The 25,157-nt window shown below is 70.3% G+C and carries 22 protein-coding genes and 2 riboswitches; of the genes, 13 read left to right on the top strand and 9 right to left on the bottom strand.

The features are described from left to right. The first annotated feature begins 116 nt into the window (after nucleotides 1-116). On the top strand, nucleotides 117-4,205 hold the full coding sequence (locus tag B0I29_RS23515; protein ID WP_111651210.1) for a SpoIIE family protein phosphatase: 4,089 nt from the start codon (nucleotides 117-119) through the stop codon (nucleotides 4,203-4,205). After that, on the top strand, nucleotides 4,202-4,504 hold the full coding sequence (locus B0I29_RS23510; protein ID WP_111651209.1) for an STAS domain-containing protein: 303 nt from the start codon (nucleotides 4,202-4,204) through the stop codon (nucleotides 4,502-4,504). The genes B0I29_RS23515 and B0I29_RS23510 overlap by 4 nt, the downstream gene beginning before the upstream one ends. 30 nt (nucleotides 4,505-4,534) lie before the next feature. Here B0I29_RS23510 and B0I29_RS23505 read toward each other — a convergent pair whose 3' ends face one another. Beyond that, complete coding sequence (locus B0I29_RS23505; RefSeq protein WP_146616873.1) at nucleotides 4,535-4,786, bottom strand: hypothetical protein; 252 nt, start codon at nucleotides 4,784-4,786, stop codon at nucleotides 4,535-4,537. A 154-nt stretch (nucleotides 4,787-4,940) separates the two neighbouring features. On the opposite strand from B0I29_RS23505, the gene B0I29_RS23500 reads away from it, so the two are divergent. From B0I29_RS23500 to B0I29_RS23475, 5 genes are all read left to right on the top strand, one after another. Then, nucleotides 4,941-8,213: a PAS domain S-box protein gene (locus B0I29_RS23500; RefSeq protein ID WP_181557948.1), complete on the top strand. Its 3,273-nt coding sequence runs from the start codon at nucleotides 4,941-4,943 to the stop codon at nucleotides 8,211-8,213. Nucleotides 8,214-8,347: 134 nt separating this feature from the next. Continuing rightward, nucleotides 8,348-8,443: riboswitch (glycine riboswitch) on the top strand. 4 nt (nucleotides 8,444-8,447) lie between these two features. Next, a riboswitch (glycine riboswitch) is annotated at nucleotides 8,448-8,534 on the top strand. Between the two features lie 40 nt (nucleotides 8,535-8,574). Then, nucleotides 8,575-8,946 (top strand): glycine cleavage system protein GcvH, encoded by a 372-nt coding sequence (gene gcvH / locus B0I29_RS23495; RefSeq protein ID WP_111651206.1) that lies wholly within the window; start codon nucleotides 8,575-8,577, stop codon nucleotides 8,944-8,946. A 2-nt stretch (nucleotides 8,947-8,948) separates the two neighbouring features. Beyond that, the gene (locus B0I29_RS23490; protein WP_111651205.1) at nucleotides 8,949-10,268 is read left to right on the top strand and encodes an L-serine ammonia-lyase; all 1,320 of its coding nucleotides are present in this window, start codon (nucleotides 8,949-8,951) and stop codon (nucleotides 10,266-10,268) included. A gap of 17 nt (nucleotides 10,269-10,285) precedes the next feature. Further along, nucleotides 10,286-10,591, top strand: coding sequence for a MazG-like family protein (locus B0I29_RS23485; protein ID WP_111651328.1), 306 nt, complete (start codon nucleotides 10,286-10,288; stop codon nucleotides 10,589-10,591). 1,106 nt (nucleotides 10,592-11,697) lie between these two features. Next, nucleotides 11,698-13,383: a WD40 repeat domain-containing protein gene (locus tag B0I29_RS23475; RefSeq protein WP_181557947.1), complete on the top strand. Its 1,686-nt coding sequence runs from the start codon at nucleotides 11,698-11,700 to the stop codon at nucleotides 13,381-13,383. Here B0I29_RS23475 and B0I29_RS23470 read toward each other — a convergent pair. After that, the gene (locus B0I29_RS23470) at nucleotides 13,370-13,720 is read right to left on the bottom strand and encodes a DoxX family protein (protein ID WP_111651203.1); all 351 of its coding nucleotides are present in this window, start codon (nucleotides 13,718-13,720) and stop codon (nucleotides 13,370-13,372) included. The genes B0I29_RS23475 and B0I29_RS23470 overlap by 14 nt on opposite strands. A 107-nt stretch (nucleotides 13,721-13,827) precedes the next feature. On the opposite strand from B0I29_RS23470, the gene B0I29_RS23465 reads away from it, so the two are divergent. The 3 genes from B0I29_RS23465 to B0I29_RS23455 all read left to right on the top strand — a co-directional run bounded on the left by B0I29_RS23465 (nucleotide 13,828) and on the right by B0I29_RS23455 (nucleotide 15,172). Further along, nucleotides 13,828-14,202 carry a winged helix-turn-helix transcriptional regulator gene (locus B0I29_RS23465; protein ID WP_281270909.1) on the top strand — a complete coding sequence of 125 codons (375 nt, stop codon included), beginning with the start codon at nucleotides 13,828-13,830 and terminating at the stop codon, nucleotides 14,200-14,202. Between the two features lie 111 nt (nucleotides 14,203-14,313). Continuing rightward, nucleotides 14,314-14,673: a hypothetical protein gene (locus tag B0I29_RS23460; RefSeq protein ID WP_111651201.1), complete on the top strand. Its 360-nt coding sequence runs from the start codon at nucleotides 14,314-14,316 to the stop codon at nucleotides 14,671-14,673. Between the two features lie 19 nt (nucleotides 14,674-14,692). After that, nucleotides 14,693-15,172 (top strand): GNAT family N-acetyltransferase, encoded by a 480-nt coding sequence (locus tag B0I29_RS23455; RefSeq protein WP_111651327.1) that lies wholly within the window; start codon nucleotides 14,693-14,695, stop codon nucleotides 15,170-15,172. On the opposite strand, the gene B0I29_RS23450 is transcribed toward B0I29_RS23455, so the two are convergent. After that, nucleotides 15,169-15,837 (bottom strand): TetR/AcrR family transcriptional regulator, encoded by a 669-nt coding sequence (locus B0I29_RS23450; RefSeq protein ID WP_111651200.1) that lies wholly within the window; start codon nucleotides 15,835-15,837, stop codon nucleotides 15,169-15,171. The two genes, B0I29_RS23455 and B0I29_RS23450, sit on opposite strands and share 4 nt — an antisense overlap. Before the next feature lie 113 nt (nucleotides 15,838-15,950). Between B0I29_RS23450 and B0I29_RS23445 the strand changes: the two genes are divergently transcribed. Continuing rightward, a complete protein-coding gene (locus B0I29_RS23445; RefSeq protein ID WP_111651199.1) occupies nucleotides 15,951-17,402 on the top strand; it encodes an MFS transporter in 1,452 nt (483 codons plus the stop codon). Between the two features lie 698 nt (nucleotides 17,403-18,100). Here the strand turns inward: B0I29_RS23445 and B0I29_RS23440 are convergent. The 4 genes from B0I29_RS23440 to B0I29_RS23425 are packed head-to-tail and all read right to left on the bottom strand — an operon-like array spanning nucleotide 18,101 to nucleotide 20,193. Continuing rightward, nucleotides 18,101-18,973 carry a TPM domain-containing protein gene (locus B0I29_RS23440; RefSeq protein WP_111651198.1) on the bottom strand — a complete coding sequence of 291 codons (873 nt, stop codon included), beginning with the start codon at nucleotides 18,971-18,973 and terminating at the stop codon, nucleotides 18,101-18,103. Between the two features lie 22 nt (nucleotides 18,974-18,995). Beyond that, nucleotides 18,996-19,421, bottom strand: a complete 426-nt coding sequence (locus tag B0I29_RS23435; protein WP_111651197.1) for a hypothetical protein — start codon at nucleotides 19,419-19,421, stop codon at nucleotides 18,996-18,998. Continuing rightward, nucleotides 19,418-19,678 (bottom strand): winged helix-turn-helix domain-containing protein, encoded by a 261-nt coding sequence (locus B0I29_RS23430; protein ID WP_311733617.1) that lies wholly within the window; start codon nucleotides 19,676-19,678, stop codon nucleotides 19,418-19,420. Before B0I29_RS23430 ends, B0I29_RS23435 begins: the two co-directional genes overlap by 4 nt. A 47-nt stretch (nucleotides 19,679-19,725) precedes the next feature. After that, complete coding sequence (locus B0I29_RS23425) at nucleotides 19,726-20,193, bottom strand: hypothetical protein (protein WP_245972696.1); 468 nt, start codon at nucleotides 20,191-20,193, stop codon at nucleotides 19,726-19,728. 201 nt (nucleotides 20,194-20,394) lie between these two features. On the opposite strand from B0I29_RS23425, the gene B0I29_RS23420 reads away from it, so the two are divergent. Continuing rightward, on the top strand, nucleotides 20,395-23,469 hold the full coding sequence (locus B0I29_RS23420; RefSeq protein ID WP_245972712.1) for a discoidin domain-containing protein: 3,075 nt from the start codon (nucleotides 20,395-20,397) through the stop codon (nucleotides 23,467-23,469). Between the two features lie 18 nt (nucleotides 23,470-23,487). On the opposite strand, the gene B0I29_RS23415 is transcribed toward B0I29_RS23420, so the two are convergent. Next, on the bottom strand, nucleotides 23,488-24,219 hold the full coding sequence (locus B0I29_RS23415; protein WP_183192740.1) for a hypothetical protein: 732 nt from the start codon (nucleotides 24,217-24,219) through the stop codon (nucleotides 23,488-23,490). 54 nt (nucleotides 24,220-24,273) lie between these two features. On the opposite strand from B0I29_RS23415, the gene B0I29_RS23410 reads away from it, so the two are divergent. Continuing rightward, the gene (locus B0I29_RS23410) at nucleotides 24,274-24,714 is read left to right on the top strand and encodes a hypothetical protein (RefSeq protein ID WP_111651193.1); all 441 of its coding nucleotides are present in this window, start codon (nucleotides 24,274-24,276) and stop codon (nucleotides 24,712-24,714) included. Here B0I29_RS23410 and B0I29_RS23405 read toward each other — a convergent pair. Beyond that, on the bottom strand, nucleotides 24,654-25,148 hold the full coding sequence (locus B0I29_RS23405) for a hypothetical protein (protein ID WP_111651192.1): 495 nt from the start codon (nucleotides 25,146-25,148) through the stop codon (nucleotides 24,654-24,656). The genes B0I29_RS23410 and B0I29_RS23405 overlap by 61 nt on opposite strands. Between the last annotated feature and the right edge of the window lie 9 nt (nucleotides 25,149-25,157).

The raw sequence follows: 25,157 nt of genomic DNA, 5'->3' as shown, positions 1-25,157 counted from the left end.
AGTCAAGTAGAGCACGCCCGGAGAAGTCCACCGAACGTGCGCGAGCCGGATCGCGGCGCGTCGGCTACGTTGTCTGCGGGCCGGTTGATGGGCACGACGCGGGAGAACGTGGGCAGATGAGCGGTACGGCTGCGGCGGACGTCTTCGCCGCGGGTGGTGATGTCGGCCGTGACCTGGCGGCGGTGGACTGGACACAGACGCCGCTCGGGCAACCCGAGCAGTGGCCGCAGAGTCTGCGCACCGCGGTGAGCATCCTGCTGGCATCACGGTTCCCGATGTGGATGACCTGGGGTCCGGAACTGACCTTCTTCTGCAACGCGGCATACCGGCGCGACACCCTGGGACGCAAGTACCCGTGGGCGCTCGGCCGGTCGGCCAATGAAGTGTGGAAGGAGATCTGGGGTGACATCGGACCCCGGATCGAGAACGTGCTCAGCACCGGCGAGGCCACCTGGGACGAGGGCCTGCTGCTCTTCCTGGAGCGCTCCGGGTACACCGAGGAGACGTACCACACGTTCTCCTACAGCCCGCTGCGCGACGACGAGGGCGCCCTGGTCGGGATGCTCTGCGTGGTCAGCGAGGACACCAAGCGCGTCATCGGCGAGCGCCGGATGGGCACGCTGCGCGACCTCGGCTCGGACCCGAGCGTGGTGCGCACCGAGCAGGAGATGCTGGCGTTCACCGCGCAGCAGCTCGGCAAGAACCTGAAGGATCTGCCCTTCACCCTCACCTACCTGTTCGCCGAGGACGGGCGGGCCCGGCTCGCGTCGTCGACCGGCATCCCGGCCGGGCACCCGGCCGCGCCGGAGATCGCGTCCGCGGACGGCCCGTGGCCGGTGTCCGGGCCGGCCCGCCACGAGTCCGCGCTGGTCGAGCTGCCCAGCGCCGGCGTCGGCCTGCCCACCGGTGATTGGGCCGACCCGCCCGCCGAGGCCCTGCTGGTGCCGCTGCTGCGCCAGGGCGGTGCGGCGTACGGGTTCCTGGTGGCCGCGCTGAACCGCTATCGCGCCCTCGACGAGGAGTACCGCGGCTTCATCGAGCTGACCGCCGGTCACGTCGCGGCCGGGGTCGCCAGCGCCCGCAACTACCAGGCGCAGCAGCAGCGGGCCGAGGAGCTGGCCGAGCTGGACCGGGCGAAGACCACCTTCTTCTCCAACATCAGCCACGAGTTCCGTACGCCTCTCACGCTGATCATAGGACCGCTCGACGAGCTGCGGAGCCGGGCCGGCGAGGACATGCGCGAGGACCTCGACGTCATGCACCGCAACGCGCTGCGCCTCGGCAAGCTGGTCAACGCGCTGCTCGACTTCTCCCGCCTGGAAGCCGGCCGGATGCAGGCCCGGTACGAACCCGTCGACCTGGCCGCCACCACCGCCGATCTGGCCAGCGTCTTCCGCTCCGCCGTCGAGCGCGCCGGGCTCACCTTCGACGTGGACTGCCCCACGCTGCCCGCCGAGGTCTACATCGACCGGGGCATGTGGGAGAAGGTCGTCCTCAACCTGCTCAGCAACGCCCTGAAGTTCACCTTCGACGGCGGCATCCGGGTCGCGGTGCGTGCCGAGGACGGCCGGGCGGTCGTCACGGTCGCTGACACCGGCGCCGGTGTCGCGCCGGAGGAGATGCCCCGGCTCTTCGAGCGATTCCACCGCATCGAGAACACCCGGTCGCGCTCCAACGAGGGCAGCGGCATCGGGCTCGCGCTGGTGAAGGAGCTGGTGCTGCTGCACGGCGGCACGGTCGGCGCGGAGAGCACCGCCGGGCAGGGGACCGTTTTCACGATCATCCTGCCGTTCGGCGCGGCGCACCTGCCCGCCGACGCGGTGGTGCCCGCCGCCGACGCCGCTGCCGTCTCGGCCACCGCCGACCCGTTCGTGCAGGAGGCGCTGCGCTGGCTGCCGTCCGCGCCGGACTACCCGATCGAGACGGCCGTGCCGGTTCCCGGTTCCGCCGCCCGGGTGCTGGTCGCCGACGACAACGCGGACATGCGGGACTATCTGACCCGGCTGCTGCGCTCGGCCGGGCACCGGGTCACCGCGGTCGGCGACGGCCGGCAGGCCCTCGGCGCGGCCCGCGCCGATCCGCCGGACCTGGTGGTCAGCGACGTGATGATGCCCGAGATGGACGGTCTGGAACTGGTGGCGGCGCTGCGCGAGGACGGCCGGACCGCCGGGGTCCCGGTGCTGCTGCTCTCCGCGCGGGCCGGCCAGGAAGCGGCGATCGAAGGCCTCGAGGCCGGTGCCGACGACTACCTGTTCAAGCCGTTCTCGGCGGCCGAGCTGCTGGCCCGGGTCCGCGCCAACGTCGAGCTGGCCCGGATGCGCAACCATCACGCCCGGTGGCGTACCGCGCTGGTCGAGTCGTTGCAGGAGGCCTTCTTCGTCTGCGACGAAGAGGGCGCGGTCATCGAGATCAACGCGGCTTTCACCGACATACTGGGGTACGGGCCGGAAGGGCTGCCCTATCGCGGCGTGCCACCGTGGTGGCCGGACGCGGAGACCGACGCCGACGCGTTCGCCGAGGTGGCCGCCGCGCTGGAGTCGCTGACCCACGACCAGCACGGCACCTACACGATCCCGGTCAACCACCGCGACGGGCACCGGCTGTGGGCAGCCGCCACGTTCACCGGGGTCCATGACCCGGAGACCGGCCGCCGGGTGATCGTCGGCACGTTCCGGGACGTCACCGACGAGCATTACGCGATCCAGCGGGAGAGCGCTGTCGCCTCGCTCAGCCTGCGGCTGTCCGAGGCCGAGGACCTGCCGGGCGCGCTCGGTGGCGCCCTCGCCGAGCTGCGCGGTCTCTGGCACGCCACGTACGCGTCAGCGACCGTCTTCGACGGCTCACCGGTCCCGGTGTTCGACGCCACCGACGCCTCGCTGACCTGGGACGGTCTGCCGCAGCGTCGCCGGGACACGATCACCGGCCTGGTGGGCGGCCCGCCGCTCACGCCGGTCAGCGAACGTGACGCCGGCGCCGGCATCGCGTTCGGCCACCCGGACGGGACCATGGTCGTCTGGCTGGAGCTCGGTGACCGGCGGCCCTTCACCGAGCAGGACAAGACCCTGCTCGCCCTGCTCGCCGGCCATCTCGGCCAGGCGCTGCGCCGGGTGCACCAGATCGACCAGCAGCGGGAGACAGCGCTCGCCCTGCAACGCGCGATCCTCGGCCCGGCGCAGCTGCCGGCCGGTTTCGCGGTGCGTTACGAGCCGGCGACCCGGCCGCTCAAGGTCGGCGGTGACTGGTACGACACTGTCACCCTGCCGGACGGCCGGATCGGCATCGTCGTCGGCGACTGCGTCGGGCACGGGCTGCCCGCCGCGACCGTGATGGGCCAGCTCCGCAGCGCCTGCCGGGCCCTGCTGCTGCAGGACACCGGCCCGGCCCGGACCCTGATGGCGCTCGACCGGTTCGCGGCGCTGCTGCCCGGCGCCACCTGCGCCACCGTGTTCTGCGGTGTCCTCGACCCGGCGACCGGCCGCCTGGTCTACTCCAGCGCCGGTCATCCACCACCGATCGCCGCGCAGGCCGACGGTGCCATCGAGCTGCTCGACCAGGGACGCTCACGGCCGCTGGCGATCCGGCCGACGATGGACCGCGACGAGGCCGAGTACCGGATGGAACCGCGGACCACGCTGCTGCTCTACACCGACGGTCTCGTCGAGCGGCGCCGGCAGCCGCTGACCGAGGGCATCGACGCGGCCACCGACGCGGTGCGGCTCGGCCGCAGCACCCCGATCGACGAGCTCGCCACCGAGGTGATGGACCGGCTCGCCCCGGACGGTGGTTACGACGACGACGTCGCTCTGCTGCTCTACCGTCAGCCCGGCCCGCTGGAGCTGGAGTTCCCGGCCGAGGCGGCCCGGCTCGCCCCGGTGCGTACCGCGCTGCGCGGCTGGCTGGAACGCTGCGCGATCGACCCGGTCACGATTCAGAACGTGCTGGTCGCGGCGGGGGAGGCCTGCGCCAACGCGATCGAGCACGGGCATCGGGACACGGCCGGCAAGATCCAGTTGCGGGCCATAGCGACGGCGGAGGACCTGCGGCTCACGGTCGTCGACAACGGGCGGTGGCTGACACCACGGCCTGCCGAGAACCCGTACCGTGGTCGTGGCCTCATGCTGATGAAGGCGTTCATGCACCACGTGACTGTCACCACCGGCATCGCCGGCACCACCATCGACATGCAGGCGAGGATCGTGCCATGACCACCGCGCTCACGCTGACCAGCGGGCAGCGACCCGATGGCGTTCCGGTTCTCGCCGCGGCCGGTGAGATCGACATGAGCAATGCCGACGCCTTCGCGTCGGCGCTGCGTGTCGCGGTCGCCGGGGCGGCCGCGGCCGCGCTGCTGGTGGACCTGACCGCGGTCGAGTACCTGGACAGCTCAGGCCTGGCCACGCTGTTCCAGCACGCCGACCGGATCGAGGTGGTGACCGGCCCGCTGCTGGCGCCACTGCTCACCGTGTCCGGTCTTGCCGAGCTGACGACGGTGCGGGGGCTCTGAGCCCCCGTCCGTCCCGCTGTGGTGGCGAACTCAGAACCGGCTGATCAGGTCCTCCCACCAGCTGCGGCTGCGGCGTGCCTCGACGGCCTTGGCCACGCCGTACACGGCTCCCGCCGTCGCGGCCGCGATCGCCGCCGTGACCAGGATGACCGGTAGACGGCGGCGCTGGGGCGGCACGCCCAGCTCGGCGCCGGCGGCTTCGGCGTTCGCCGCGATCTCGGCCGGGTCGCCGGTGCCGGCGATGTTGTGCTGGGCATCGATCGAACTGTCGTACATCGTCATCAGGTCCTCCTGAGGGGTTTCACTTCGCCTTGCCCCACTGCGGATCCGGCTAACCTGATCGTCCGAGCCGGTTGCCGTGCCTGCCTCATCCCCGCGGGATGGTTGACGCCTCAGGATTGCCGGACGGTTGCCGATCGGTCAGGCGATGAGTGGCGTGTCTGTCCAGCCCAGCCTCGTACCGGGGGCGGTTCTGGACCCTGCTCGGCTGGCCGCTGTCAAAGCGACCGGCCTGGTCGACCGTGAGTCGCCGGTGCTGGACCGGATCACCGGTCTCGCGCAGCGCCTGGTCGGCGGCAGCGCCACCCTGGTGACGCTGGTGCAGGAGGAACGCCAGTGTTTCGTGAGCCAGGCCGGTCCGTCGGCCAGCCCGATGTTCCGCGAGACGCCGCTGTCGCACTCGTACTGCCAGTACGTGGTGGAGGCCGGCGCGCCCCTGGTTGTGCCGGACGCCCGGGAGCACCCGCTGCTGCGCGGTAATCCGGCGATCACCGAGTACAACGCGATCGCGTACCTGGGTGTGCCGTTGCGCTCGCCGGACGGGTTCGTCCTGGGCACGCTCTGTGCGGTCGACCGTGAGGCGCGGCCGTGGAGCGACGCGGACGTCGCGGTCATGGAGGACCTGGCCGCCGCCGCGGCCGCCGAGATCGCCGCGCAGGTCGCCGCGCACGAGGTGGCCGAGTCCGCCGAGCTGATCCAGCAGATCCTCGGTAGCACCCTGGACGCGTTCGTCGCCACCGATCTGGGCGGCCGGATCACCGGCTGGAACCGGGCCGCCGAGGAGATGTTCGGCTGGAGCGTGCCGGAGGCGCTGGGCCGCTGCTTGAACGAGCTGATCATCGCGCCGCAGCACCGGCGCGACCACGCCGACTGGATGATAGCGGCGTCGTTCGAGACCGAGGTCGACCCGGCCGGTCGCCGGGTGGAGTTCCTGGGTCTGCAGCGCGGTGGCCGCCAGTTCCCGATCGAGCTGTCGCTGACCGCCCTGGACCGGCCCGGTGGCATGGCCGCGTACATGTTCGTCCGGGATCTGACCAGCGTGCGCCGCAGCGAGATGCTGCGCACGCTGGAGTACGCCGTCTCCGGTGCCCTGGCCACCTCGGAGAGCGTCGAGCAGGCCATCTCCCAGGTCGTGGCCGCCGTCGCGGACGGACTCGGCTGGCCCTACATCGAGTACTGGCAGCTGGACGACGACGAGACCCATTTGGTACGCCTCGCCGTGGCCGCCCGCGACCGCGAGGTGACCGCCCCGATGGAGGAGATCACCGAGTACGCCCACGGCGAGGGGATCGTCGGCCAGGTGTGGGCCACGGCGTCCGCCCGCTGGGTCCGGGACCTGCCCACCATCGACTCGCCCCGGGCCGCCGCCGCCGAGCGTGCCAGCCTGAACACGGCGGTGGCGGTGCCGGTCCGCAACGGCACCGACGTGGTCGGGGTGCTCACCGCCTTCGAACGCCGCCGCACCGAACCCGACCCCGAGCTGATGGCCGCCCTGGACACGGTCGCCGCGCACATCGGCCAGTACGTGCACCGCCGCCGCGCCGAGGAGCTGGAACTCGAACTGTCGAGGGCCCGCCGCGAGTTCGACCGGGTCATCGCGAACCTGGACGACTTCCTCTGGACGGTACGCGTGGACGCACCCGGCCAGGCGGTGATGGTCTACGCCAGCCACGACAGCGCCGGCGTCTTCGGCGGGCTGGTACCCAGTGGCGACGACCTCTCCGAGGTGACCACCGGGATGGTGCATCCGGAGGACCGGGCCCTGTTCGAGAGCTTCGGCCAGGAGATGCTGAACGGCCAGGCCGCCCAGGTGACCAACCGGGTGATCGGCGCCGACGGGGTGACCCGCTGGGTGTGGACCCGTGCGGTGCCCCGCAACGAGGGCGGGATCTTCTTCATCGACGGCGTGTGCAGCGACGTCACCGAGCGCCAGCACGACCAGGAGCAGCTGCGCCAGCAGGCCGAGCTGCTCGACCTCGCGCCGACCGCGGTCATCGTCAAGGACCTGGAGGACCGGATCACCTACTGGAACCGGGGCGCCCAGGCCACGTACGGATGGGACGCCGACGCCGCCCTCGGATGCCCGACCCACCGGCTGCTCGACACCCGCTTCCCGGTCCTGCGGACCCTGGTCGACACGGCGCTGTCCGAGACCGGTGAATGGCACGGCGAGCTGGACCACCTGCGCAGCGACGGCACCCGGATCACCGTGCTGTCGCACCAGGCCGTGCAGCGCGACCACGCCGACCATCCGATCGCGATCCTCGAGGTGAACATCGACGTCACCGCGCGCAAGGTCGCCGAGCGGCGGATGGCGGACAGCGAGAAACGGTTGCGCACCCAGTTCTCGCTCGCCACCGTGGGACAGGCCACGATCGCCCTGGACGGCGCCTTCCAGCAGGTCAACCCGGCTCTGGCCGGGATGCTGGGCCGATCGGTGGCGCTGCTGGAGTCGATGACGCTGGACGACATCACCCACCCGGACGAGCGGGCCGACAACCACCGGGCGGCAGCCCGGCTCTTCACCCAGGACCTGCCGCTGGACCGGCACTTGCGGATGCTGCACGCCGGCGGGCACATCGTGGACGCGGCGATGGGCATGTCCCTGGTCCGGGACAGCGACGGCCAGCCGGTCAGCTTCATCGCGGTGCTGCAGGACGTGACGGCCCGGCTCGCCGCCGAACGCGACCGGGACGCCGCCGCGGCGCAGCTCGCCGAGAGCAACGACGAGCTGCAGGACAGCAACAACCAGCTGGCCGCCGCGAACGCGCTGAAACTCGACCTGATGGGGATGCTCTCGCACGAGATCGGCACCCCGCTGAACACCATCACCGCGTACGCCGAGCTGCTGCAGGGCGACCTCGACGACGTGAAGCCACCGCACCGCAAGGCGGTCGAGGTGATCGCCCGGTCGGCGCGCCGCCTGGAGATCCTCTGCGCCGAGATCCTCACCATGTGCACCCTGGACGCCGGGCAGATGAACGCGACCCCGGAGCCGGTGGAGATCGGCCCGGCGCTCGGCGAGATCCTGGCCGGACTGGAGATCAGCCCATCGGTGACCTGCGAGACCGGCACGACCGTGCTGGTGCATCCGAGCCACCTGCAGCAGATCGTCACCAACTACTGCACCAACGCGGCCAAGTACGGCGGCGGGGTCACCGCCGTCACTGTCGAACGGCGTGGCGGCACCGTGGTGATCGGGGTGTGCGACGAGGGCGAGGGCATCGCCGAGGACCTGCGGCCGCACCTGTTCGACCGGTACGTACGAGCGGCCGGCATGAGCCCGTCGATCAAGGGCAACGGCCTGGGCCTCTACATCGTGAAGGGCCTTGCCGAGGCGAACAACGGCACGGCCGGGTACGAGCCGGGGCCGACCGGCGGAAGCATCTTCACCCTGACCCTGCCGATTGCTCAGCCGGCGATCCGGTAATCGCCCTTCCCGGCGCTCGTGGACACCGTCTCGACGAGGACGGCGTCGCCGGCCGCACGGCCGAACCGGTCGTTGAGCGCTTGACGCGATCATGGCGGCCCGGATAGCTTGCAGCCACAATTGAAGAAGCCGTTTCACCCGCAGCGGGAGAGCCCTCTTGATCGTGGAGAGGCGCCGAAGGAGCAACTTCTCCCTCAGAATCTCTCAGGCCCCCGTACCGCTGCGGTCAGGCGACTCTGGAAAGCCGGGAGCGAGACCCGCGCCGACGGTGCAAGCCGCTGCCTTCACGCAGCGGTGAACCTCTCAGGCACCATGACAGAGCGAGGGAGGCCCCGACCTCAGTCAAGCCAGGAGCCTCCCTTTGATCCCCCTCAACCTTCGTTACAGCCGCGACCACGAGTGGCTCACCGACGACGAGATCGCCACCGTCGGCATCACCGCGTTCGCCGCGGACGCGCTCGGCGACGTCGTCTTCGTCGATCTTCCCGAGGCCGGCACGATCACCACGGCCGGCCAGACGTGCGGCGAGATCGAGTCGACAAAATCGGTCAGCGAGGTCTATGCGCCGGCCGATGGAGAGATCGTGGAAATCAACAGCGCGCTCGCCGCCGACCCCGGGCTGATCAACACTGATCCCTACGGCGCCGGATGGCTCTACCGGGTGCGGGTCACCCGTACCCCCGAGGTTCTCGACGCCGCGGGCTATGCCGCGCTGATCTCGCCGGAGTCCTGATCGTGGCCGTCTCCGTGTTCGACCTCTTCTCGATCGGTATCGGTCCGTCCAGCTCCCACACGGTCGGCCCGATGCGCGCGGCCCACCTGTTCGCCGGTCGTCTCGCCTCGGTGGACGGGGTCACGACGGTGCGCGCCGAGCTGTTCGGCTCACTGGGCGCGACCGGTCACGGCCACGGCACGCCGAAGGCGGTGCTGCTCGGTCTGCAAGGGTTCGAACCGGAGACGGTCGACGTCACGCTGAACCCGTCCTCCGACGGCCTCCTCACGCTGCCGCATGGCGCCGAGGCGGCCGTGGAGATGGTCCTGCACCGGCGTCGCTCGCTGCCCGAACACCCCAACGGCATGGTCTTCACCGCGCTCGGCGCCGATGGCGCCGAGCTGCTCACCAAGCGATACTTCTCGGTCGGCGGCGGCTTCGTGGTGGGAGACCTCTTCTCTTCGGTACGGGGTTCCGCACCGGACCTGCCGCATCCGTTCTCCACGGGCGACCAGCTGCTCGCACTGACCCGGTCGACCGGCCTGTCGATCTCCCGCCTGATGCTGGACAACGAGTCCGTGCGGCGCCCGGCGGCCTCGGTGAACGACGGCCTGCTGCACATCTGGTCGGTCATGTCGGCCTGCATCGACGCCGGCCTGGATGCCGAAGGTGTGCTGCCCGGCGGGCTGAAGGTGCGACGCCGGGCAGCGTCGACAGCCCGGCAGCTGCGGGCGGCCGGAGACCCCGCCACACTCTCGATGGAGTGGCTCACCGCGTACGCCATGGCAGTGAATGAGCAGAATGCGGCCGGAGGCCGCGTGGTGACCGCGCCCACCAACGGCGCCGCGGGCATCATCCCGGCCGTGCTGCGCTATTACCTGGACTTCGTGCCGGGCGCGTCGGACGCCGGAATCGTCCGGTTCCTGCTCGCGGCCGGCGCGATCGGGCTGCTCTTCAAGGAGAACGCCTCGATCTCCGGCGCCGAGGTGGGCTGCCAGGGCGAGGTCGGGTCGGCGTGCGCGATGGCGGCGGCCGGGCTGGCCGAGGTGCTCGGCGGCACACCGGAGCAGGTGGAGAACGCCGCCGAGATCGGCATGGAACACAACCTGGGCCTGACCTGCGACCCGGTCGGCGGCCTCGTGCAGATCCCGTGCATCGAGCGCAACGGGATGGGCGCGGTGAAGGCGGTCACGGCGGCCCGGATGGCGCTGCGCGGCGACGGCCGGCACCACGTCTCCCTCGACAAGGTCATCAAGACGATGAAGGAGACCGGCGCCGACATGAAGGTGAAGTACAAGGAGACCGCCCGGGGTGGCCTGGCCGTCAACGTGATCGAGTGCTGACCGGCCACAATCACCGGATGGACATCTGGACCGAGGCCAAACGCTGGCGCGCCCACCTCGACGACCGCAACGGCACGTCCGAACTCGAACAGACCCTGCGGATCCTGAAACTGACCGAGGAGTCGGGCGAGGCCGCCCAGGCCTGGATCGGCATGCTCGGCCAGAACCCCCGCAAAGGCGTCACCCACACCCGCGAACAGGTGATCGGCGAGCTGGCCGACGTCGTCTTCACCGCCCTGGTGGCGTTGGAGAGCATCGGCGCCGACGCCGAATCGGCGGTCCAGGACTGCGCGCGGAAGGCGGCCGGTTACCTGCCGGAGTAGGTTCGGCCCGTGGACTGGGTGACGGATTTCTATTCCCGTACCGGTCGCTGGTGGGGTCCCGCCGAGGCCCGGATCACCGACCGCGACCACGACCGGGTCGCCCTCAGGTCCGGTCCGTGCCACCGGGCCGTTGTTCTGTGCTGCTGTGCCGGGGCCGTTGCTCTGTGCTGCTGTGCCGGGCCGTTGCTCTGTGCCGCTGTGCCGGGCCGACGAGCGAGCCGGGCCGGTGAGCGAGCCGAGCCGTAGCTCAGCCATGCAATCGGACCCTCATAAGGCGCCTGAGCGACGGCCGAGGGGAGCGAGCCGTCGTCCAGTCACGTTATCGCTGCCCCATGACATGGCTGAGCTACGGCTCGCCCCCCCCCGGCACCCCCTGCAACCCGCGGCACCCCCTGCAACCCGCGGCACCCCCTGCAACCCGCGGCACCCCCGGCATCCCGCGGCACCGCAAACGTCGGCACCGGGAGCTGCCGCACCCGAACACGCGGTGAGCCGGCAGGGCGGTGTCGGCGGGCCGTTCTCCGGGATCTTGTGAGTTTGTGGTCGGTGGGGCGGCGGAAACTCACGACTTCGGCCCGCTTCCGCCTCGCCGCCCTCACGGTCGGGCGGGGTTCGGCGGCATCGGTGCGTGGCGTGGCTTTGGTGCGTTGCCGGCTCGTGCTTACGGTCGCGCGGTGGCCGAGGGAGCGAGCACAAGCGCGAGCCGGGATGCGGGGTCCGACGTTGCTGGGGATGCCCGGGTCGGCGTCGCCGGGGATGCGCGGGTCGGCGTCGCCGGTTGGCGTCGGTATCCGGGTGAGCCGGCAGGGCGGTGCCGTTCTGCGGGACCTTGTGAGTTTGTGGTCGGTGGGGCGGCGGAAACTCACGACTTCGGCCCGATCCCGTTGCGCCGCCCTCAAGGTCGAGCGGGGCTCGCCGGGGATGCGCGGGTTGGCGTCGGTATCCGGACAGCGGTGCTGCTGGGTGGGTGCTCGTCCGGGCTGGGCTGAGCAGGGTGTTTGGGGGCCGGCATGGCATTGTGGACGGATGGGAGCGTGCACACGCGGGGCACAAGATCGACAATCCGCTCTCGTCCCGACCGGATCTGGCGGCTTAGAGTGACGGCCATGTCTTGCCTGACAGTGCTTGAGGCCGGCGGGCCGCACGCGATCATCGTGCGGGGTCCGGCGCTGGAAGTCATCGACCTGGTGGCCGGTGTGTCGGCGGGCACCATTCCGACCGGGCTCGCCGGGATCAGCGCGGTGGCCGCGGCTGAGCTCGACGGGCGACCGATCGCGATCTGCGTGGCGAACGGGCGGCTGCACGTGTTCGACCTGGCCTCCGGCGACGGCGTGGATGTCACGTTCGCCGGGACCGCGCCTGAGGTGATCACCGCCGGGGTGCTGGCGGGGCGTCCGACTCTGATCGGCGGGGCCGGTACCGAACTGCGCCGCTGGGACATTGCCACCGGCGCGGAGGTGGGCGGCCCGCTGGCCGTGCACCGGGCTCAGATCAGCGCTCTCGCGCTGGCCGGGGACTCGATCGTGGTCAGCGCCGACGTCGACGGGGTGATCCACCAGTCCGACCTGACCTCGGGTGAGGAGGCCGGCGCGCCGATCGACCGGCCCGGCGACCTCATCGCCTCGATCGCCGCCGCCGAGATCGACGGCACGATCGTCATCGTCACCACCGACGGGCGCAAGGCTGTTCTCCCGTCGACCTCGCTCGACGAGGTGGACGCCCTGGCCGCCACCGTGCTGCACGGCCGTCCGGTTCTGGTCACCCACGGGCTCGACGAGTCGGTGCGTACCCATGACCTTCCCGACGGCGCGCCGATCGGCACGCCCTGGGCCGACGAGACCGTCTCGATCACCACGGTCGCTGTCGGTCACGCCGGCGGGCGTCCGTTCGTGATCAGCGGTGACGGCGACGGCACGCTGCGCCGCTGGGATCTGACCACCCTCACTCCGGCGGGGGAGAAGATCAACGGCCACACCTCTTGGGTACGCGCGATCGCCACCACCGAGCTCGACGGACGCACCGTGGCCGTGACCGCCGGGGACCGCTCGCTGCGGACCTGGGACCTCGCCACCGGTGCCCCGGCGGGTGATCCGATCGACACGAGATATCCGGCCACGGTGCTGGCCGCCGCGGACTGGCAGGAACGGACCATCGCGGTCTGTCTGCACGGCGATGGGCGTACCCGGGCATGGGATCTTGCGACCGGCGAGCTTGCCGCCGGTCCGTTGGACGAGTGGGCAGGAGCTCGGGCCTTCGCGCAGGTGGACGACGTGATCTATGCGGTCACCGAGGACCATCCCTACGACGAGGCGACGGGGGAGTACGACGTCGACGAGATCGCGCTGCGGGCGTGGGACCTCGCCGAGGGCAACGTCATCGGTACGCCGATGGCAGGCGGCGGCGCCGGCGGCAGTGTGACGTGGCCACCGGTGGCGGTCGCGCGCGTCGACGGGCGGATGGTGGTGATCTCCGGCGCGGGCCGGGACGGCGAGCTGCGGGTGTGGGACATGGCAGCCGGGGAGCTGATGTTCCGGCGGGCCGGCCACGACGGGCAGCTCACGGCGGTGGCCGCGACCGTGCACGAAGGACGACTCATCGTCGTGACCGGCGGCGAGGACGGAACGTTGCGGATCGGGGAAAACGAGGCGGGGTTACGCCTGACCGGCCACACCGGGCGGATCACCTCGGTCGCGATCGACGGCACTCAGGTGGTCAGCGGTTCCGAGGACGGCACCGTGCGGGTGTGGGACCTGCTGACCGGCGACCTGAAGGCCCGGCTCAGGGCGCGATGAAGATCAGCACGACCGCGAGGGCCAGCAGGGCGATGTTGAGGCCGATGACCTTGGTCTCGCCGCGGGAGACGTGGACCGCGATGCCGCCGATCTGGACGATCGCGAGCCCGATCGCCGCGGCGACCGCGAGCCAGGCGGCGATGCCGGTCAGCGGCGGCAGGATCAGGCCGAGGGCGCCGAGGATCTCGAGGGCGCCGATGAGGCGGACGGCCGGCATCGGGACGGTGTCCACCCAGCCCATCATCGGCGCGAGCTGGTCCTTGCTCTGAGTGACCTTCTTGCCGCCTGCGTACAGGTAGAAGACGGCGAGCAAGCCAGCGAGAATCCAGTACAACATGGGGCTCTCCTAGGACAGTTACCAGAAGTAAGTTGCCCCATCATGAGGCACTATTGTGAGCCTTACAAAAGGCACACGCGTGTGCCTCAGGCACAGGGAGTTGCCGGGTGGAGTACGAACACACGTGCATGATCCGCGGGGACGGCGGCCGGACGATCCGCGCGATCCTCGACCAGATCTGCAACAAATGGACGCTGCTGATCGTGGCGACGCTGGAGCAGGGCACGGTCCGGTTCACCGACCTGCATCATCAGATCCCGGGCATCTCCCAGCGGATGCTCACCCTGACCCTGCGCCATCTGGAGCGCGACGGCCTGGTGTCGCGCACGGTGTACGCCGAGGTCCCGCCGAGGGTGGAGTACGCACTGACCGCTGTGGGCCGGAGTCTCATCGCGCCGGCACTCGCCCTGGCGGGGTGGGCGCTGGAGCACGTGCCGCACATCGAGGCCAGCCGCGCGGCATTCGAGAAGGACCGGAGCTAGCAGGAACCTTTGTGTTCCTGTGGATCAGCTGTCGAAGCCGAAAGCCCGTCCCTGCGCGACCGACTGGACCGGGCGTAAGCAACAACAACCGCTTCGACCAGGAGAAACACCATGACCTCGATCAGCACCGCGTACGCCGACGCCCGCACCGACCTCCTCAAGGCGCAGCAGCAGCTGGCCGCAGACAAGGCCGCGAAGGCGGACACGAAGACCATCACCGAGGACGAGAAGGCGGTCGCGGAGAGCCAGAAGGCCGTGGCGGAGGCCCAGCGCGCCGCGAAGGAAGAGGCTGCGAAGGAAGAGGCCGCTCAGGAGGCGGCCAGGACCGAGCGGCTCAGCAAGGCTCTCGGGTCCGATCCGGCCGACGTCCGGGGTGTGAGCGCTTCGGAGCTGGTCAGCCGGCTCCAGGCGAAGGGCGTCGACCCGCGCGAGATGCTGCGTAGCGGTGACCTTTTCGACATGGCGGTCTGACCGGCTAGCCTTGGTGATCATGAAGATCAGAGACGCGGTGGCGGCCGACTGGGACCAGATCTGGCCGTTCTGGCACACGATCGTGGCGGCCGGTGAGACGTACACCTGGGATCGGGAAACGACGCAAGCCGGCGCCCGCGCGCTCTGGATGAGTCCGGCGGCCCGGGTTTTCGTCGTCGAGGACGACGGTCGCATCGTCGCGTCGGCGTATGTGAAGCCGAACTACGGCGGCCCGGCGGCGAAGGTCGCGAACGCGGGGTTCATGGTCGACCCGGCGTCCGGCGGGCGGGGGATCGGGCGGCGGCTGGCCGAGCATGTCCTCACCGAGGCGCCGAAGGACGGCTACAAGGCGATGGTCTTCAACGCCGTGGTCGAGACGAATCCCGCGGTCAAGCTCTGGCTGTCGTTCGGGTTCGCGATCGTCGGGACGATCCCGGGCGCGTTCGAGCACCCGGTGCACGGGCCGGTCGGCCTGCACGTGATGCACAAAGCCTTTTAGAGGTCGCCGACCCCGGCCAGGATCAGGTTGACGCCGTCCAGGAACTGGGCGCGGTCGTCGTGGTCACGCAGCTGGCCGGCGATGTCGTGCAGGAACGGGAACTGCTCCGGGTCCAGGCCACGCCACGCCGCCGCGTGGGTCTCCAGGACCTCGGCCCGGTCGGTGCCCGGCGGGTGCATGCGGGCGTTCGCGGCGTTCTGCCGCGCCGCACCCAGGATGTAGATCATCAGCGCGGACGCCGAGGTGAACTGAAGCCCGGCCGGTACGCCCATCGCCTGGATCTGCTGCCCGATGCGCTCGCAGATCTGCAGCGTCACCCCCTGCCACGGGCCGCGGGAGAGCTGCTCGCCGAGCCACGGGTGCTCGTCGATCGCGTCGAACATGATGAGCGCGATCGCGCGGATGACGTCCTTCGGCGGGCCGGCCGCGGCTTCCGCCGTCATGCCGCTGGTCAGGGCCGCGTTCGTGGCGGCGGCCAGGAGCTCGTCCTTGTTCGCCACGTGCCAGTAGATCGCGCCGGGCCCGGTCTGCAGCCGCGCGCTGAGCGCCCGGAACGTCAGGCCGCTCTCGCCCGCCTCGTCCAGCATCGCGACGGCGGCTTCGACGATGCGTTCCTTGGATAGCGCGTCGTCGCGCCGATCGGTGTTCCGCGTCCTGGTGGCCATGAACCCATCTTGACATGTCTGGAACGGCGTTCCAAGATAGGTGTCATGGAACAGCGTTCCAGTGATTCGCCCGGTAAGTCCACCGGACGGTCGTGTCCGGGAGGAGCTTGATCATGAGTGCTGCTGTTCTGGAGGGGCGCGAGAAAGCGCCCGCCACGTCGCTGTGGGCCGTCTGGCCCGCCATCCTGGGGCTGTCCGTCGTCTTCCTCGTGGAGATGCTCGACAACTCCGTGCTCAGCGTCGCGCTGCCGACCATCGCCCGCGAACTGCACGCCACCGCCTCCGACCTGCAGTGGATCACCTCCGGGTACTCCCTGCTGTTCGGAGGCCTGATGATCGCCTTCGGCGCGATCGCCGACCGATACGGCACCCGGCGGATGATGCTGATCGGGCTCAGCCTCTTCGCCGTCGCCAGTCTCGCCGTGCTTTTCGTTCGTACGCCCGGCGAGCTGATCGCCGTCCGCGCCGCCATCGGCATCACCGCCGCGATGACCGCGCCCGGCACGATGGCCCTCTGCTTCCGGTTGTTCGACCAGGAGAACCTGCTGATGCGGGCGACGTCCTTCATCGCCACGGTCGGCCTCGTCGGCATGGCGATCGGGCCGACCGTCGGCGGCCTGGTCCTGCAGGTCCTGCCCTGGCAGACGCTGCTGGTGATGAACGTGCCGATCGCGGTGCTCGCGTTCTTCTGCATCCGCCGCGGCATCCCGGCCGACAACCCGGCGCAGCGCAACACCACCCCGCTCGACCTGTTCGGCGCGATGCTCGGCACCACGACACTGCTGCTCACCCTCTGGACCGCCACCCTCGCCGTCGAGGACGGCTGGGGTCACGCCGCGCCGTGGCTGTCCGCCGCCGGTGCCATCGCCAGCGCTGTCGCCTTCGTGGTCCGGGAGCGGCGTACCACCCACCCGATCTTCGACTTCGCCCTGATCAAGCGGCCGGCCGTGTCGGCGAGCCTGGCGTACGAGGCAGCGATGGGCCTGGGCATGGCCGCCATCGCGTACAGCGTCTCGCTCCAGCTGCAGCTCGTCTGGGGCTGGTCGCCGGCGCAGGCCGCGCTCGGCAACCTCCCGCAGGTGGTCGTCCTGATCGCGATCGGCCCGTTCGTCGAGAAGATCGCCGACAAGCTCGGCACCCAGCGCGCCGGCGCGCTCGGCGCGGCCTCGGTCGTGGCCGGCCTGCTCGTTTACGCCCTGCTGGGACGGTACGACTACGTGTTCATCGCGATCGCGCTGGCCCTGACCGCGGCCGGCATGCGGGTGGTCGCCACGATCGCCGGGGTGACGGTGATGCGGGGCTTGCCGGAGGACCAGACGTCTACCGGGGCGGCTCTCAGCGACACCAGCCAGGAGGTCGCCGGCAGCATCGGCATGGCGGTGACCGGGACCATCGTGGCGGCGGCGATCGCGGGATCGCTGACCAGCGTCGGCGGCAGTGTGACGGCGGCCCACGATTTCGAGAACGCGGTGACCACGGCGACGCTGGTGCTGACCGCGATCTGCGCGGCGCTGGTGATCTGGGCGGCGCGGCGGAGCACGAAGGTGGAGCCGGTCGAGGCGTGAGGTTTCGGGGGGTGAGGTCTCGGGAGTGAGATCTCGAGAGTCAGATCTCACGCGTGAAGAAAAGGCGGCGCCCCGGTTGGGGTGCCGCCTTTCACGTCATCGGAGCCCGGGTCCGGCATGTCTGGGGCGGCGTTGAGCGTGCGCTCACCGCCCCTGCGCTGGCGTTATGCGTGCGCTCACCGCCCTGCAAGCGCTCCCCGGGCGCGCTGGTCGGTCCCGGGTTGGTTGGTCTCGGGCTGTTTGGTCCGGTTTGGGGCGAGGTCTTGCTCAATGGCACTTGCCGCGTGGACGAAGGCGCACGTAACGCGCGGTCAGCGTGGATGCGGTCGCATCTAACGACACGGTGCGATTTCATCCATGCCAGGGCCGAGATGGGGGCTCACATACGCATTCGGTGAGTCCTGATCACCGCTACCGGGCTCCTGCGTGTGCCCTTGTCACGGTCGGCCGGCCGTTCGGTCCCGCGACCTGATCTGGCTGCGCCCCAGTACGTTTCCAGCCCGCAACATGCCCGCAGCTCGTTCCCAGCACGCGGCCTGTCTCGCCAGCCACACATTTGGAGGCCAGCCACGTATTTGGAGGCCCGCCACGTAGCTGGATGCCAGTCAGGCATCTGGAGGTGGGAAAGTCCGGAGGCCGGAAACGCTGTCACGACCGTGGACGCCGGGGCCGCGCAACGTGCAAGGCGACCATTCAGGTCACCAGCTTCCGGAGGAGCCCCCGCCGTCCGATGATCCGCCGCCGAAGCTGGAACTGGAGCTGCTGCTCGACGACGATGACGATGAGTCGTAGCTCTGGTAGACGCCGGTCGCCACGCCGGTGTGGTAGGCGTGCGACGAGCCCGAGTCCGAGCCTGACCCGCGTCGGCCGCGGCCGGTGGCCCAGCCGATCAGGCCGAGGAAGCCGAATGCGACCAGGGCGAACAGGACCACCGGCGCGATGCTCGGGCTCTCGGACTCCGCGGCCTCGAAGTCGGCGTCGGTGCCGAGGAGGTCGCTCTCCTCCTCACCGAAGACCGACCAGGACTCAGATCCGGAGTCGGCGTCGGTCGTGGACAGCTCGGCCAGTGCGTTGCCCGGCTCCACCGTGTGGCCGAGGGTGCGCCGCACCTCGTCCAGCCCGTCGAGGACGCCGGCCGCGTAGTCGTCGGCCGTGAACCGGGGCGTGATCACCGTGTCGACGATCCGGCCGGCGGTGGCGTCGTCCAGGCGCTGGGCCATGCCACGGCCGGTCTCCAGGCGTACCCGACGGTCGTCGACCGCGACGACGAGCAGCACCCCGTTGTCCGCGCCGGCCCTGCCGACACCCCAGTCGTTGAAGAGCCCGGTGCTCCACGTCTCGATGGAGGCGTCGCCGGTCGTCGGCACCACCGCGACCGCGATCTCGTCGGAGGTGGCCGCCGCGTCCTCGCGCAGGATCACGGTGATCTGATCGCAGAGCCCGCCGAGCACGCCGGCCTCATCGACACATGACCCGTCGGCGGACGGGAACGCCGGGGCCGCGAGGGCCGGGGCCGGCAGCGCGACGGCCAGGACGACCGTGCCGGCGATCAGTGCGAGGCGTGCTCTCATGCCGCCAATGTGAGCACCCCTGTCAAGAGCGCTTCTTCCGGATCCTGTTGATGCGGGCGGCGGCCGCTCGCGCGTCCGCAAGGGTGGCCCGCTGGACGAACGCGAACGCCTCGCTGGTCACCTGGAGTGCGGTCGGGCGGTACTCGTGGTAATCCCGGTCGCGGACCCACAGCCCCTGCTCGTCGTGGCCCGCCTTGGCGACCTCACCCCACGGCAGCACGACGGTGCGGAACAGGTTGATCAGGAGCAGGCGATCCGCGTACAAAATAATGCGGATGACCCACAAGCGCGCGCCGCACGCCAGGGTGAGGACCGAGCCCGTCAGGGCGAGGGGCAGAACCCAGCCGCCCTCCTCGAGGCCTCCGCCGGTGAGGGCGAGGGCCAGGCCGCCGAACAGGATGAGCTGGACCACGCGCAGCCAGAGGGGTGGGCGGAAGACGGCGATCACGGCTGGGGGAGCACCGCCAGACCGGCCCGCGCGACGATCTCCTGCAGCGCCGCGACGTGCCCGGCGAAGGCCTCGTGGCCCTGCGGCGTGAGCCTCGCCGAGGTGCGCGGACGCTTGCCCACGAAGCTCTTGCGGATCTCCACATAACCGGCCTCCTCCAGGGTCGTGAGCTGCTTGGACAGTGCCGAGTCGGATAGGCCCGCGCTGTCGCGCAGGAACCGGAAGTCGGCCCAGTCGGTCGCTGCCAGCAGGCTCACCAAGGACAGTCGGGTGGGAGCGTGAATAAGTTCGTCGAAAGTGCCCATCAGTTTCCGGCCAGCGGGCGGGCCAGCATGATCCGGCGCAGGTGGGACATCAGGGCCGGGCCGCCGAAGGCGAGGCCGAGCGCGACCGGCACGCACCCGAGAGTGGCCGGGAACGGCACACCGAGCGCGTCCAGGGCGAACCCGAGCCCGATGCCGATGGCGGTGAGCGCGAGGGTGAAGGCGGCGATCGACACGCCGCCGCGCACACCGATCAGCTCCGGGCGGACCTGGACCTGACCGCGCCGGACCATCGCGATGATCAGAGCGCTGAGGCCGAGCACGTAGACGATCGTGCCGGTGGCGACGACCCAGGTCACGCCGGACTCGACGGCGGCGACGAAGGCGACCATCAGCGCGGCGATGCTGAACCAGAACCAGCGGGGCACCAGGTTCGTGTCGACCACCTGGGCGCGGCGGGACTGGATCTCGGCGAGGGCGAGCTCGGCGTCGACGGGCGGGATGCTCATGACTTCCTCCTCAGGCATGTACTTTCCTGCAAGGAAAGTAGCAGTCACTTTCCACATGGGAAAGTGCCGAATTGGCGTCATGCGCAAGAAACACAATTGAAATCAACTGATCGCCTGCCGGCCATGTTGTCATCCGACTTCGGCAACCAGCCTCGGGGGAGGACGGCAGTGGCCGGTCGGCGTGCTATTTCCACATTGGTCGTGTTTTTGCTGGTCACCACCCTGTTAGGGGTGGTCGGGGGCGTACCGGCGCAAGCCGCCGTGCTGCCCGCCGGGTTCCGGGAGCAGACCGTTCTGTCCGGGCTCGACCTTCCGATGAACATCGAGTTCGCCCCGGACGGGCGGATCTTCGTGGCCGAGAAAGCCGGCCGGATCAAGGTCTTCGACTCGATCGCCGACACCACGCCGACGATCTTCGCCGACCTGAGCGTCAACGTGCACAGCCAGAACGACCGGGGCATGCTCGGCCTCGCCCTGCACCCGGATTTCCCGACGGTGCCGTACGTGTACGTGCTCTACACCTATGACGCCCCGCCCGGGCAGACCGCGCCGGTCTGGAACGACAACTGCTCAGCGGTCGGCGGGGCCAACGGCGGCCGCTGCATCGTCACCGCCCGGCTGTCCCGGCTGCAGGCCAGCGGCAACGTGATGTCCGGCGCCGAGACGGTGCTGCTGCACGACTGGTGCCAGCAGTACCCGTCGCACTCCATCGGTGACCTGCACTTCGGCCCGGACGGCATGCTCTACCTCAGCGCCGGCGACGGTGCCAGTTACAACGTGGTCGATTACGGCCAGCTCGGCAGCCCGATCAACCCGTGCGCCGACCCGCCGGGCGGCACGATGACCGCGCCGACCGCACAGGGCGGGGCGCTGCGCTCGCAGGATGTGCGGACCAGCGCCGACCCGTCCGGGCTGGACGGCGCGATCCTGCGCCTCGACCCGGCGACCGGTGCGGCCGCGCCCGGCAACCCCGCCATCGCCTCGGCCGACCCGAACACGCAGCGGATCGTCGCGTACGGAATGCGTAACCCGTACCGCTTCGCCCTGCGCCCCGGCACCAGCGAGCTCTGGGTCGGCGACGTCGGCTGGAACACCTGGGAGGAGGTCAACCGGCTGCCGGACGTCGCGACGGTCCGCAACCTGGGCTGGCCCTGCTTCGAGGGCACGGTCCGCCAAGGTGGGTACGACGGCGCCAACCTCGACCTCTGCGAGAGCCTGTACACCGCGGGCGGGCAGACGGCGCCGCATTACGCGTACCAGCATTCCGGTCAGGTGGTGTCCGGCGAGGCCTGCCCGACCGGTGGGTCCAGCATCTCCGGGATGGCGTTCTACCCGGCGGCCGGCGGCGATTACCCGGCGCAGTATCGGGGCGCGCTCTTCTTCGCCGATTACACCCGGGACTGCATCTGGGCCATGCTGCCGTCGGCCGAGGGCGGCGCGCCGGACGCCGGCAACCGGCTCACCTTCGTCTCCGCCGCGTCCAACCCGGTCGACCTGGCGATCGGGCCGGGCGGCGAGCTCTACTACGCCGACGCGGGCGGCACGGTCAAACGGATCCGATACTTCGCGGGCAACCAGCCGCCGACCGCGATCCTCGAAGCCGCGCCGACCACCGGGGAGGCGCCGCTCACCGTGAACTTCGACGCCCGGGCGTCGAGCGACCCGGACGAGGCCGACGCCGGCCTGCTGAAGTACGAGTGGGACTTCACCGACGACGGGACCGTGGACTCGCGGAACGCCACGGCCACGTACACCTATCCGTCGAGCGGCGGGCCGTTCACCGCACGGCTGCGCGTCGTCGACACCCTGGACGCGGCCGACACCCAGACCGTGCAGATCCAGGCCGGCAACAGCCCACCGGTCGCGTCGATCGCCACGCCGGCGGCGGGCACCACGTTCGCCGTCGGGCAGACCATGACGTTCAGCGGCGGCGCCACCGATCCGAACCAGGGGACACTGCCCGCGTCGGCGCTGCGCTGGAAGCTGCTGCAATATCACTGCTACACGGCCGACAACTGCCACATCCACACCGCCCAGGAGTGGAACGGCGTGACCGGCGCCTCGTTCCCGGCGCCCGACCACGAGTACCCGTCCTATCTGGAACTCGTGCTCACCGCCACCGACGCGGGCGGGCTGTCGTCCACGACGACGCGGCGCCTCGATCCGCGTACGGTCAATCTGACCTTTGCCGGCAACCCTCCGGGTACCCAGGTCGCCTTCGGTGGCGCCACGCAGACGACGCCGTTCACCCGGACGGTCATCCAGGGCTCGGCGAACACGGTCAGCGGCGTCACCCCGCAGACCTCCGGCGGCGTCGGACAGGTCTTCGCCGCCTGGTCGGACGGCGGCGGCCAGACCCACACGATCATCGCGCCCGCGGCGAACACCACATACACCGCGACCTTCGTACGCCAGAGGCTCGCCCAGTCGCAGATCACCGTGCGCCGGGTCGACTCGCAGGAGGCCACCGAGCCGTCCGGCAACGTGCTCGACGGCAACGCCGCCACGTTCTGGCACACGGCGTACTCCGGCAATCCGGACCCGCCGCATCCGCACGAGATCGATCTCGATCTGCGCGGCATCTACGACGTGACCGGCCTGGTCTATCGCGGCCGCGCCGACGTGGCCAACGGACGGATCGGCCGCTACGAGGTCTACCTCTCGCTCGACGGCACCACCTGGGGCAGCGCCGTCACCACCGGCACGTTCGCGAACAATGCGGACGAGCAGACCGCGGTCATCGCGCCGAAGAGCGCCCGGTACATCCGGCTGCGCGCGCTCTCCGAGGTCAACAGCCGGGCCTGGACGTCGATCGCCGAGCTCAACGTGACGGTCTACCCGAGGCTGCCGCGCATCGCCACGACGGTCCGATCCGTCGACAGTCAGGAGACCACCAGCACGAACGCCCGCGGCACCAACGTCCTGGACAACAACCTCGCGACGTACTGGCACACGGCGTACTCCGGCAACCCGGACCCGCCGCACCCGCACGAGATCCAGCTCGACCTGGGCCGGAACATGACGGTCAGCTGCGTCTACCAGCGCCCCCGCCAGGACCACGTCAACGGCCGGATCGCCCGCTACGAGGTTTACACGTCCACCGACGGCACCAATTGGGGCACTCCCGCAGCGGCCGGCACGTGGCCGAATGTGATCGGCGAACAGAACGCCTGCTTCACGGCGCGCACGGCGCGTTACGTGCGCTTGCGAGCGCTGTCGGAGGCCAACGGCGGCCCGTGGACGAGCATCTCCGAGATGCGGGTCGCCGCCCGGTGACGTGGGGGATGGCGCCGCTCAGCGGCGCCATCCCACCGCGATGCGCAGCCATCCCAGCGTCGGCCTCACTGTCACATTCCAGGTGTACGCGAGACCGCGGAACAACGCCCCGAACGAGTACCGCCACGTCCAGGCGAGTCCGATCCCGATCGGCCGGAGAACCCAGCGGTAGAACCGGACAGCGAGCCAGGCCGTCCCTTTCCATCCGGCGGTCAGGAACCAGATGATCGCCCGCCCAACCGGAACAAGCACGGGGTTGACCACGCAGTCGACGAGGAAGCGGACGGTCGCCGCCACACCGATGCCGATCGGCCGCAGAACCCACCGGTAGAAAACCAGGGGAGCCGGCGCAATGACCGCCCGCCAGAGCCAGCCCACGGGGACAGCGACGAGATAACGCCAGGACCAGGCGGCCGGCCCGGCCAGCCACATCCCCGGCGCGACGATCAGATGCCGCCAGATCCACACAGCAGGGACAGCGACGAGATAGCGGCAGACCCAGACCACGGGGATCGCGATCAGATAGCGCCACACCCACGCCGCCGGAATCGCCACGGCATAGCGCCACAACCACGCCATCGCCTCGCCGAGAGGCGCCAGCACATATCGGACAAGGAACCGCCCGGCCAGCGTCAAGCCCTCCCAGAGCACCCGGAACGGCAGAACGACCACGAGGGCGAGAACCCGCACCGGCCACACGATCCAGCCAGGCACCTCATCAGTTCGCTGCTGAGAATCCATCGTCGGCACGGCTGCCCACGCTAGCGAACCCGCGCATGTCTCCACCGTGAGCGATGATGTGCCGTGCCTTCCGAAGATCTTCGCCCGCTGTTCAGCACCGCCGACGCGGGCCGCGTCCAGCCCGCTCTCGACCTGCGACCGGTCACCTCTGACCCGCACCTCGTCCTCGACGCCGACACGACCGCGCTGCTGCGTGACGGGCTCGGTGGGTACGACATGGAGATCCGATGGATGGCCCACCTCGACGGCGAGGGTGTCCTCCGGATGTGGCGGTCCTGGACCGGCCTCCAGGTGTACGAGGCTGGCGTCACCGGAGACCGCATCTCGGGGCTACGGGTCGAACAGCACCCCGACCGGTACACCGGCAGCCTCGATCAGGAGCCGGAACTCTTCTGCCGGGTACTGATCTCCGTGGTCAACGAACTCCGGCGGTTCCGGGCCGGCTACACCCCGTACGGCCCGGCCTCCCCGTCAACCGGCCCCGAACCATCCCGATGGCCGTGATCCCAGGCCCCGGCCCGGATCTGCTGGTGAAACTGCCCCGCCGTACTCACCACGGCAACAAAACCGAACACCGCGATCTCGTCCACAGAGAAACTGTCGGTGACGATGGGCGGCGGCGCCCACGCGTAGATGTCGTCGCCGCCCAGCCGCAGCCTGCGCCGATGAAACGCCGCCATGGCCAGACCGCCCAGCAGGAACTGATCCTGGCCGTCCTCCGTGTTCAGGACGGCGGCCAGGGTCGCAGTGTCGGGCCACTCCTGAAAGAGCTCACCCTCGAACGTGTTGAGCTGCCACCACGTGCCGTCCTCCGCCTCTAGGAACACATCCCCGAACAGGGACGTGAACCGGGGCGTCTTGCCGTGCAGGTCCAGCCACGACCACGATGCGAGCGCGGCCGCGTACTGCTCTTCGGTGAACGTCTTGGTGAGCTCCACCCACCCATC

The organism is Actinoplanes lutulentus, assembly GCF_003259845.1.
In the GTDB taxonomy this organism is placed as follows: domain Bacteria; phylum Actinomycetota; class Actinomycetes; order Mycobacteriales; family Micromonosporaceae; genus Actinoplanes; species Actinoplanes lutulentus.
Note: the sequence above shows the minus strand (reverse complement) of the source record. Positions and strands in the feature narration are given on the sequence as shown.

What these genes read in the sequence shown, in the direction of transcription:
- B0I29_RS23515 (WP_111651210.1), top strand. Translation starts at nt 117, where the DNA reads ATGAGCGGTACGGCTGCGGCGGACGTCTTCGCCGCGGGTGGTGATGTC.
- B0I29_RS23510 (WP_111651209.1), top strand. Translation starts at nt 4,202, where the DNA reads ATGACCACCGCGCTCACGCTGACCAGCGGGCAGCGACCCGATGGCGTT.
- B0I29_RS23505 (WP_146616873.1), bottom strand. Translation starts at nt 4,786, where the DNA reads ATGACGATGTACGACAGTTCGATCGATGCCCAGCACAACATCGCCGGC.
- B0I29_RS23485 (WP_111651328.1), top strand. Translation starts at nt 10,286, where the DNA reads ATGGACATCTGGACCGAGGCCAAACGCTGGCGCGCCCACCTCGACGAC.
- B0I29_RS23475 (WP_181557947.1), top strand. Translation starts at nt 11,698, where the DNA reads ATGTCTTGCCTGACAGTGCTTGAGGCCGGCGGGCCGCACGCGATCATC.
- B0I29_RS23470 (WP_111651203.1), bottom strand. Translation starts at nt 13,720, where the DNA reads ATGTTGTACTGGATTCTCGCTGGCTTGCTCGCCGTCTTCTACCTGTAC.
- B0I29_RS23460 (WP_111651201.1), top strand. Translation starts at nt 14,314, where the DNA reads ATGACCTCGATCAGCACCGCGTACGCCGACGCCCGCACCGACCTCCTC.
- B0I29_RS23455 (WP_111651327.1), top strand. Translation starts at nt 14,693, where the DNA reads ATGAAGATCAGAGACGCGGTGGCGGCCGACTGGGACCAGATCTGGCCG.
- B0I29_RS23450 (WP_111651200.1), bottom strand. Translation starts at nt 15,837, where the DNA reads ATGGCCACCAGGACGCGGAACACCGATCGGCGCGACGACGCGCTATCC.
- B0I29_RS23445 (WP_111651199.1), top strand. Translation starts at nt 15,951, where the DNA reads ATGAGTGCTGCTGTTCTGGAGGGGCGCGAGAAAGCGCCCGCCACGTCG.
- B0I29_RS23440 (WP_111651198.1), bottom strand. Translation starts at nt 18,973, where the DNA reads ATGAGAGCACGCCTCGCACTGATCGCCGGCACGGTCGTCCTGGCCGTC.
- B0I29_RS23425 (WP_245972696.1), bottom strand. Translation starts at nt 20,193, where the DNA reads ATGAGCATCCCGCCCGTCGACGCCGAGCTCGCCCTCGCCGAGATCCAG.